Below are 7,380 nucleotides of genomic sequence, written 5' to 3'. Positions count from 1 at the left end.
CCGGAATGGCGCTCATGTAAGAGCCTGCGGCAGACCATCGCGGCGACGTTTCGCTGTTCCGTGGTCTGGCAATCGCCGCTATAGCAAAGTTTTGTTGCCTTCCTGCGCCGGTGAAGCGCAAGATAATGTTGGCGCGACCCGGCTGGCAGGGAAGCGTGTGTTGGACCAGGAACCGAAACAGAGTGCTTTTTCGACGCCGAGAGCCTGATGGCCTCCTGGAGCGGGTGCGTACTTACCTATGGCCGCGCCGCTCGTTCTCGCGCTCCGTTCAGTATTTCTCCAAGCGCATTCTGCGGCTGAAAGCGACGCCCCATTCGGTGGCCGCCGGAGTCGCGGCAGGCGTTTTCGCCTCCTTCTTCCCGCTGGGCTTCCACTTCATCATCGCCGCCGTGCTCTGCTGGGTGATCGCCGGCAATCTGGTGGCGGCAGCCCTCGGTGCGGTGTTCTTCGGCAATCCGCTGTCCTTCCCGCTGCTCTGGGGCGCGTCCTGGGAGACTGGCAAGCTCATCCTGCATGAACATCTGCCCAGGCATGGGCCGCCGGAGCATCTCGGGGAAATGATGCACACGCTTTCCTTCGCCAAGCTGTGGCACCCGATCCTGGAGCCGATGCTTCTCGGCGCGGTGCCCCTCGGCTTGGTCTTCGGGCTCGTCTTCTATGGTGTCACGCGGTGGGGCATGACCGCTTTTCGCGCGCAACGGCAGCGGCGAATGACCGAGCGAGCCAGGAAGGCCCGGCAGGGCGGACGGGAAGTTCCCGCGGAATGATCATCGGCATCGGCAGTGACCTGATCGACATCAGACGTATCGAGAAGTCCCTGGAACGGCACGGCCAGCGCTTTATCCAGCGTATCTACACCGAGGTCGAGCAGGCCAAGTCGGAGAAGCGCGCGGCCCGTGCCGCTTCCTACGCCAAGCGCTTCGCCGCCAAGGAGGCCTGCGCCAAGGCGCTTGGCACCGGCATGGCCGAGGGCGTCTTCTGGCGCGACATGGGCGTGGTCAACCTGCCCAGCGGAGCGCCCACCATGGCGCTCACCGGCGGCGCTGCCGCCAGGCTGGAAAAAATCCTGCCCAAGGGCCACCATGCGCTGATCCACCTCACTATCACCGACGATTTTCCACTTGCTCAAGCCTTTGTGATCATCGAGGCAGTGCCCGCCGAACAAGCGCCACATTGATTCCATCTGACCACGGGCGGCATGACGTTGCCCAGCGCGCGCCGAGACTCTATACCAACCAACGCACAATCGAGGACGACATGAGCGTGGCTGAAAAATCGCAGAAGAAATCCGGCGGGCTTGGGGAAACCTTTTCCGTCATCATCCAGGCTCTGCTGCTCGCGCTTGTCATCCGCACGCTGCTGTTCCAGCCCTTCTCCATCCCCTCCGGCTCGATGCGGCCGACGCTGCTCGAAGGCGACTATCTGTTCGTCACCAAATGGGCCTATGGCTATTCGCGCTACTCGCTGCCCTTCGGCCCCAACATTTTCTCCGGCCGCATCTGGGGCTCTGAGCCCAAGCGCGGCGACGTGGTCGTGTTCAAGTTCCCGCCGGATCCGTCCGTCGACTACATCAAGCGCGTCGTCGGCCTGCCCGGCGACAAGATCCAGGTCAAGGACGGCCAGCTCTTCATCAACGGCACCGCGGTGCCGCGCGAAAAGGTCGGCCAGATCGACAACCCCGACATCACCGAGGTCGACCGTCCCGTCGACGTCTATCGCGAGACGCTGCCCAACGGCGTCACTTATGACACGCTCGATCTGACGCCCAATTCGATCGGCGATAACACGCGCGAGTTCGATGTGCCGCCCGGCCACTATTTCATGATGGGCGACAATCGCGACAATTCCTCCGACAGCCGCTTCACCGTCGGTTTCGTGCCGGCCGAGAACCTCGTCGGCCGCGCCAACGTCATCTTCTTCTCGATCGCCGATGGCGCAAGCCCGTTGGAAATCTGGAAGTGGCCGTCGCTGATGCGTGCCGGCCGCCTGTTCCATCTCGTCCACTAAGGTTATGGCGGCGACCAAGCGTTTGACCGCCGATGCCCTTGCCGAAGCGCTTGTCGAGCGCACCGGCCACGCCTTCGCCGACCGCCAGCGTCTGCAGCGCGCGCTGACCCATGCCAGCGCGCGTTCGACGCATGCCGGCGTCGACTACGAACGCTTCGAATTTTTGGGCGACCGCGTTCTCGGCCTGGTCGTGGCCGACATGCTGCTCGCTGCCTTTCCGGATGCCGCCGAGGGCGAGCTGTCGCTCCGCCTCAACGCGCTGGTCAATGCCGAGGCGCTCTCCGAGATCGCCGAGGAGATCGGCCTGCCGGAGCTGATCCGCGCCGGCTCCGACGTGCGCAATCTCGAAGGCCGCAAGCGAACCAATCTGCGTGCCGACGCGCTGGAGTCGCTGATCGCTGTGCTTTATCTGGATGGTGGCCTTGAGACCGCCCGCGCGTTTATCCATCGCTACTGGCAGCCGCGCTCGCAGGCGATCGGTGCTGCCCGCCGCGACGCCAAGACCGAGCTGCAGGAGTGGGCGCACCAGGCGGCGTCGGGCGCGGTGCCGGCCTACCGGGTGGATGCTCGCGAGGGGCCCGACCACGACCCGCTGTTCACCGTCAGCGTCAAGGTCGGCTCTTTCGCGCCGGCGATCGGCAGCGGCCGTTCCAAGCGCGAAGCGGAGCAGGCGGCGGCGGCCGCGTTGCTGCTGCGCGAAGGCGTATGGAGCGCTGCATGACCGTCACCGAAACCTTCGAAACGCCTGCCACGCGCTCCGGCTTCGTCGCGCTGATCGGCGCGCCCAATGCCGGCAAGTCGACGCTGGTCAACCAGCTGGTCGGCGCGAAAGTGTCGATCGTCACCCACAAGGTGCAGACCACCCGAGCCATCGTGCGCGGCATCGCCACGCATCACAACGCGCAGATCGTCTTCGTCGACACGCCCGGCATCTTCAAGCCGCGGCGGCGGCTGGACACGGCCATGGTCACCACCGCCTGGGGCGGCGCCAAGGATGCCGATGTCGTGGTGCTGCTGATCGATGCCGAACGCGGCATCAAAGGCGATGCCGACGCCATCCTCGACCGGCTGAAGGACGTCAAGCAGCCGATGCTGCTCGTCCTCAACAAGGTCGACCGGGTCAAGCCGGAGACGCTGCTTGCTTTGGCCGCGACAGCGAACGAAAGAGTGCCGTTCCAGCGCACCTTCATGGTCTCGGCGCTCACCGGCTCCGGCTGCAAGGGCCTGCTCGATTATCTTGCCGAGACCCTTCCAGCCGGTCCCTGGTACTATCCGGAAGACCAGATCTCCGATCTGCCGATGCGCCAGCTCGCGGCCGAGATCACGCGCGAAAAGCTTTATCTGAGGCTCCATAAGGAGCTTCCCTATTCCTCGCATATCGAGACCGAGAAGTGGGAGGAGAAGAAGGACGGCTCGGTGCGCATCGAGCAGGTCATCTATGTCGAGCGCGAGAGCCAGAAGAAGATCGTGCTTGGCCACAAGGGCGAGACGATCCGCGCCATCGGCCAGGCCGCGCGCGCCGAGATCGCCGAGATCCTCGAGCAGAAGGTGCATCTTTTCCTGTTCGTCAAGGTGCGCGAGAACTGGGGCGACGACCCGGAGCGCTATCGCGAGATGGGATTGGAGTTTCCCAACTGATGAATGTCGACCAAAGGCGACGCGGTTTTGGGATAGCGACATGCACAGCCCGAAGATGGATATCGACACCGCTCTCGTGCGCCGGCTCGTCGACGCGCAGTTTCCCGAATGGCGGCATCTGCCTGTGAAGCCGGTCGCGTTCGGCGGCTGGGACAACCGCACCTTCCATCTCGGCGACACGATGGCCGTCAGGCTGCCAAGTGCTGCTCCCTATGCGCTGCAGGTCGAGAAGGAGCATCGCTGGCTGCCCAAGCTCGCGCCGCTTCTGCCGCTGCCGATTCCCGAGCCGCTCGCCATGGGCGAGCCGGCGGCGGGCTATCCCTGGCACTGGTCCGTCTACCGCTGGATCGAAGGCGAGACGGCGAAAACCGGTCACATCGCCGACCTTCGCGCGTTCGCGGTCTCGCTGGCTGAGTTCCTCGTCGCCCTGAAACGGATCGATCCGACCGCGGGGCCGGCACCTGGCCAGCACAATTTTTATCGCGGCGGCCCGCTGGCCGTCTATGACGACGAGGCGAGACAGGCCATCGCTGCGCTTGAAGGCCGGATCGATACGCAAGCCGCCACTGCCGTCTGGAAGGCGGCGCTTGCTGCCGGCTGGCACGGCTCGCCCGTCTGGTTCCACGGCGATGTCGCCTCAGGCAATCTGCTGGTCGAGGACGGCCGTCTGAGCGCTGTCATCGACTTCGGCACGTCGGGCGTCGGCGATCCCTCCTGCGATCTGGCGATTGCCTGGACGCTGTTCGAGGGCGAGAGCCGCGAGGCATTCCGCGCGCGCATCGCCGTCGATGACGCGACCTGGGCGCGCGGACGCGGCTGGACGCTGTGGAAGGCGCTCATCACCGTTGCCGGTCACGACGCCAACCAGGCCGAGGTCGGGAGGCAGCGCCGGGTGATCGACGAAGTGCTCGCCGATCATCGCAAATGGGGATGACGGCGCCGAGCAGGCGCCCTCACCGGTCGAGTATCCATGCAGTGGCAAGTCGCTTCGCAGGCCGCCGTACAAAGCTTTCCGTGCCGTAATAGGCAACGATCGCGACCGCGATGACCGCCCAGATCGCGACGCCGAGCCATTGCTGCTGGATATAGTCGCCGTCGACGAACACCTTGGCGAGGAAGCGTACGCTGTTCTGGTGTGAGACATGCATCAGGATGGCCAGCAATACGCTGCCCGTGTTCTGGTAAAGCCAGGTGAAGACGATCCCGACCAGCACGACGTTGATCGTGCTGTAGAGGCTGAGATCGCCGAGCAGGCCGAGCGGCAAGTGCCAGATTGCCCATATCACGCTGAGGATCAGGCTGCCGGCGAGCGCGGGGCGACGGCCAAGAAAATGCGGGGTCGCAAAGCCGCGCCAGCCGGGCTCCTCGCCCAGCGGACCGCTGAATACGGCATAGAGCGCGATCATGGGCGCCACCTCGGAGAAGGCCGGAATGTTCCCCCACGACGGCTCCGCCGAACCGAGGAACGGATTGATCACGATCGAGGCGAGCTGCGTCCCGAACGGCAGGCCGACCGCCACCAGATACCAGATCGGGCGAACGCGCCATTTCACCATCGAGGCGAGGATGGTCTTCACCGCACCCCAGCCGCCGGCGAGTGCCGCGACGGTGAAGCCCGAGATTGCCGGTCCGAAGGTGAACCAGGGAATGCTCTCGCCATGCGACAGATAGAAGGGAATGAACGCCAGCCATGTCAGGCCGAGCGCCAGCGAAAAGAAGATGGTCAACTGGTGCCCGCGCACCTCGCCCAGGAAGGAGCTCATAACGGTCCTCTCATCGGGCCATTGTTGCGAGTGGTCGCCTGCCCGAGAGGTCGACGCTTCGGGAAAAAGCCAGCCGAGCCGCTCGGCGGTCTGCGCCGGTTCACCCGGTCAACGTGCCGGTATTTGGCGCCGGCGCGGCCGAAAAATCCCGAACGGTTTCTGAGAATTTTCCGATATTGCCGCCGCGGCGGCAGCGGCGGATGTTGCCTGCCATCACTGTCAGGACAGATTTTGGGTTACGGACGGCAATCTTGATTTCGCCGCCCAACAGGTGAAAAGCTCGACGTATGGAATGGCGCGACGAGGGAATCATTCTCGGCACCCGCAGGCATGGCGAAACCAGCGCCATCCTCGAGGTGATGACGCGCGCCCATGGCCGGCATCTCGGCCTGGTGCGGGGCGGCCGCTCGCGCAAGCAGCAGCCGGTGCTGCAGCCCGGCAATCGAGTCGACCTTTTGTGGCGGGCACGTCTCGACGAGCATCTCGGCATCTTCCAGGCCGAGGCGATCGAGATGAACGCCGCCCGGCTGATGGACAGCGCAGTCGCCGTCTACGGCCTGCAGACCATGGCCGCGCATCTCAGGCTTCTGCCCGAACGCGATGCCCATGGCGGCCTTTACGAGGCTCTTGCGGTGATGATCTCCCATCTGGGCGATGCCGATGCCGCGGGCGAGCTGGTGGCGCGCTTCGAATTGCTGATCCTGGATGAGCTCGGCTTCGGCCTCGACCTCAGCCAGTGCGCGGCGACCGGATCGCGGCAGGATCTCGCCTATGTGTCGCCGAAATCCGGGCGCGCCGTCTCGCGCGCCGCGGGCGCGGCATGGCACGACAAGATGCTGGCGCTGCCCGCCTTCCTGCAGCGCGGCTCCGGCGTTCGCGCCGATGCCGCGGCGCTGGAGGACGCCTTCCGGCTGACCGGCTTCTTCTTCACTCGCCACGTCTATGAGCCGCGCGGCATCGAGCCGCCCGACGCCCGCGCCGGCTTCCTCGCGGCTCTGCGCCGGCATCAGGCGGCGGTGAAGGAGATTGCCGGCGAATGAGGCGAGGATCTAATCGGCTCGCCGTCGTTCCAGAAAATCGTCGAGGATGGGACGCTGGCCTTTCAGGATCTTGAGACCGGCGTCTGGGAGTGAGAACCAGCCGGCTTTGTCCACTTCGGGAAATTCCTTCATGGCTCCCGACCTTGGCGGCCATTCCATGGTGAACATGTTGCTCCTGACGGCATTCACATCGATGTCCGCTTCGACGCTCCAGGCGATCACGATTTTACCGCCCGGCTGCTTGTAGCTGCCGACTGGCTGGAAATCGCCGTCGATCGCGACGCCTAGCTCCTCCTCGGCCTCACGCCGAGCGGCCACGAGATCGTCCTCGCCATCGTCGATCAGCCCCTTCGGGATCGACCAGGCCCCTTCATCTTTCCTTGCCCAGAACGGTCCGCCGGGATGGACCAGCAGGAACTCGAGCACACCGGCGGTTTGCCTGAAGATCAGCAGGCCCGCGCTTCGTTGCGGCATCGGTCATCCTCTTGGTAATTCCCGCTAGCGTTCGAGGATAGCACGAGTGGTCCGCGGCGAGCGGCCGGCAATTTGCGGCCCGAGCCTCAGCCGCTTCGACGTATCGCCGTTGGATAAAGCCTGCGGTCGCTGGCAATCGGCGCCGAAACATGCTCGATCTTTGCAAGGCCGGCAGGGCGCTGATTGGGTAGCCGTCTCATCGCCGCATTTGTCGGCCACGACTGGCACGGTTTTGAGGGGAAACCGCCATGTTTTTCGGCCTGATCGCCATTGCCGCCGTCATCGCTCTATTCGTCATCATTTCACGCCAGCAGACGCGCATCGGCCTGATCGAGCGCGAGCTTGGCGCGCTGCGCAGCCTGGTGCTTTCGGGTGTCCCGCAGCCCGCGCCCCGAACTGGCGAGGCCGCGGAAGCTGCTGCAGGCGAAGGTCCCGCCGTGATTGCCGCAGCGGTCACG

At 64.9% G+C, this 7,380-nt stretch carries 11 protein-coding genes; 8 read left to right on the top strand and 3 right to left on the bottom strand.

What is annotated here, in order from left to right; all coding sequences use genetic code 11:
* The first annotated feature begins 182 nt into the window (after nt 1-182).
* The 6 genes from EOA75_RS25480 to EOA75_RS25455 all read left to right on the top strand — a co-directional run bounded on the left by EOA75_RS25480 (nt 183) and on the right by EOA75_RS25455 (nt 4,579).
* Nucleotides 183-767, top strand: coding sequence for a DUF2062 domain-containing protein (locus tag EOA75_RS25480; protein WP_067321101.1), 585 nt, complete (start codon nt 183-185; stop codon nt 765-767).
* Nucleotides 764-1,177, top strand: a complete 414-nt coding sequence (gene acpS, locus EOA75_RS25475) for a holo-ACP synthase (protein ID WP_067321104.1) — start codon at nt 764-766, stop codon at nt 1,175-1,177. The genes EOA75_RS25480 and acpS overlap by 4 nt, the downstream gene beginning before the upstream one ends.
* A gap of 80 nt (nt 1,178-1,257) precedes the next feature.
* Nucleotides 1,258-2,007 (top strand): signal peptidase I, encoded by a 750-nt coding sequence (lepB, locus tag EOA75_RS25470; RefSeq protein ID WP_066997458.1) that lies wholly within the window; start codon nt 1,258-1,260, stop codon nt 2,005-2,007.
* Nucleotides 2,008-2,011: 4 nt separating this feature from the next.
* Complete coding sequence (gene rnc / locus EOA75_RS25465; RefSeq protein ID WP_066997455.1) at nt 2,012-2,728, top strand: ribonuclease III; 717 nt, start codon at nt 2,012-2,014, stop codon at nt 2,726-2,728.
* The gene (gene era / locus EOA75_RS25460; protein WP_127325451.1) at nt 2,713-3,645 is read left to right on the top strand and encodes a GTPase Era; all 933 of its coding nucleotides are present in this window, start codon (nt 2,713-2,715) and stop codon (nt 3,643-3,645) included. Before rnc ends, era begins: the two co-directional genes overlap by 16 nt.
* Nucleotides 3,646-3,685: 40 nt before the next feature.
* Nucleotides 3,686-4,579: an aminoglycoside phosphotransferase family protein gene (locus EOA75_RS25455; RefSeq protein ID WP_095823680.1), complete on the top strand. Its 894-nt coding sequence runs from the start codon at nt 3,686-3,688 to the stop codon at nt 4,577-4,579.
* Nucleotides 4,580-4,598: 19 nt separating this feature from the next.
* Here the strand turns inward: EOA75_RS25455 and EOA75_RS25450 are convergent, their stop codons facing one another.
* The gene (locus EOA75_RS25450; protein ID WP_127325450.1) at nt 4,599-5,408 is read right to left on the bottom strand and encodes a type II CAAX endopeptidase family protein; all 810 of its coding nucleotides are present in this window, start codon (nt 5,406-5,408) and stop codon (nt 4,599-4,601) included.
* Nucleotides 5,409-5,508: 100 nt separating this feature from the next.
* Entirely contained in the window at nt 5,509-5,676 is a 168-nt protein-coding gene (locus EOA75_RS34210) for a hypothetical protein (RefSeq protein ID WP_164747554.1), read from the bottom strand.
* A gap of 19 nt (nt 5,677-5,695) precedes the next feature.
* On the opposite strand from EOA75_RS34210, the gene recO reads away from it, so the two are divergent.
* The gene (recO, locus tag EOA75_RS25445) at nt 5,696-6,448 is read left to right on the top strand and encodes a DNA repair protein RecO (RefSeq protein WP_127325449.1); all 753 of its coding nucleotides are present in this window, start codon (nt 5,696-5,698) and stop codon (nt 6,446-6,448) included.
* A 9-nt stretch (nt 6,449-6,457) separates the two neighbouring features.
* Here the strand turns inward: recO and EOA75_RS25440 are convergent, their stop codons facing one another.
* Nucleotides 6,458-6,922: an NUDIX domain-containing protein gene (locus EOA75_RS25440; RefSeq protein ID WP_127325448.1), complete on the bottom strand. Its 465-nt coding sequence runs from the start codon at nt 6,920-6,922 to the stop codon at nt 6,458-6,460.
* 248 nt (nt 6,923-7,170) lie between these two features.
* Here EOA75_RS25440 and EOA75_RS25435 point away from each other — a divergent pair.
* Nucleotides 7,171-7,380, top strand: a 210-nt coding sequence (locus EOA75_RS25435) for a hypothetical protein (protein ID WP_164747553.1), incomplete at its 3' end; no start/stop codon positions are given.

It is taken from the genome of Mesorhizobium sp. M1A.F.Ca.IN.022.07.1.1 (assembly GCF_003997575.1).
In the GTDB taxonomy this organism is placed as follows: Bacteria; Pseudomonadota; Alphaproteobacteria; order Rhizobiales; family Rhizobiaceae; genus Mesorhizobium.
The sequence above is the reverse complement of the archived record's forward strand: the minus strand, read 5'-3'. Positions and strand labels throughout refer to the sequence as shown.

Excerpts from the sequence above, each read along its gene's own strand:
- acpS (WP_067321104.1), top strand. The coding sequence starts at position 764 with ATGATCATCGGCATCGGCAGTGACCTGATCGACATCAGACGTATCGAG.
- lepB (WP_066997458.1), top strand. The coding sequence starts at position 1,258 with ATGAGCGTGGCTGAAAAATCGCAGAAGAAATCCGGCGGGCTTGGGGAA.
- EOA75_RS25440 (WP_127325448.1), bottom strand. The coding sequence starts at position 6,922 with ATGCCGCAACGAAGCGCGGGCCTGCTGATCTTCAGGCAAACCGCCGGT.
- recO (WP_127325449.1), top strand. The coding sequence starts at position 5,696 with ATGGAATGGCGCGACGAGGGAATCATTCTCGGCACCCGCAGGCATGGC.
- era (WP_127325451.1), top strand. The coding sequence starts at position 2,713 with ATGGAGCGCTGCATGACCGTCACCGAAACCTTCGAAACGCCTGCCACG.
- EOA75_RS25455 (WP_095823680.1), top strand. The coding sequence starts at position 3,686 with ATGCACAGCCCGAAGATGGATATCGACACCGCTCTCGTGCGCCGGCTC.
- EOA75_RS25450 (WP_127325450.1), bottom strand. The coding sequence starts at position 5,408 with ATGAGCTCCTTCCTGGGCGAGGTGCGCGGGCACCAGTTGACCATCTTC.
- rnc (WP_066997455.1), top strand. The coding sequence starts at position 2,012 with ATGGCGGCGACCAAGCGTTTGACCGCCGATGCCCTTGCCGAAGCGCTT.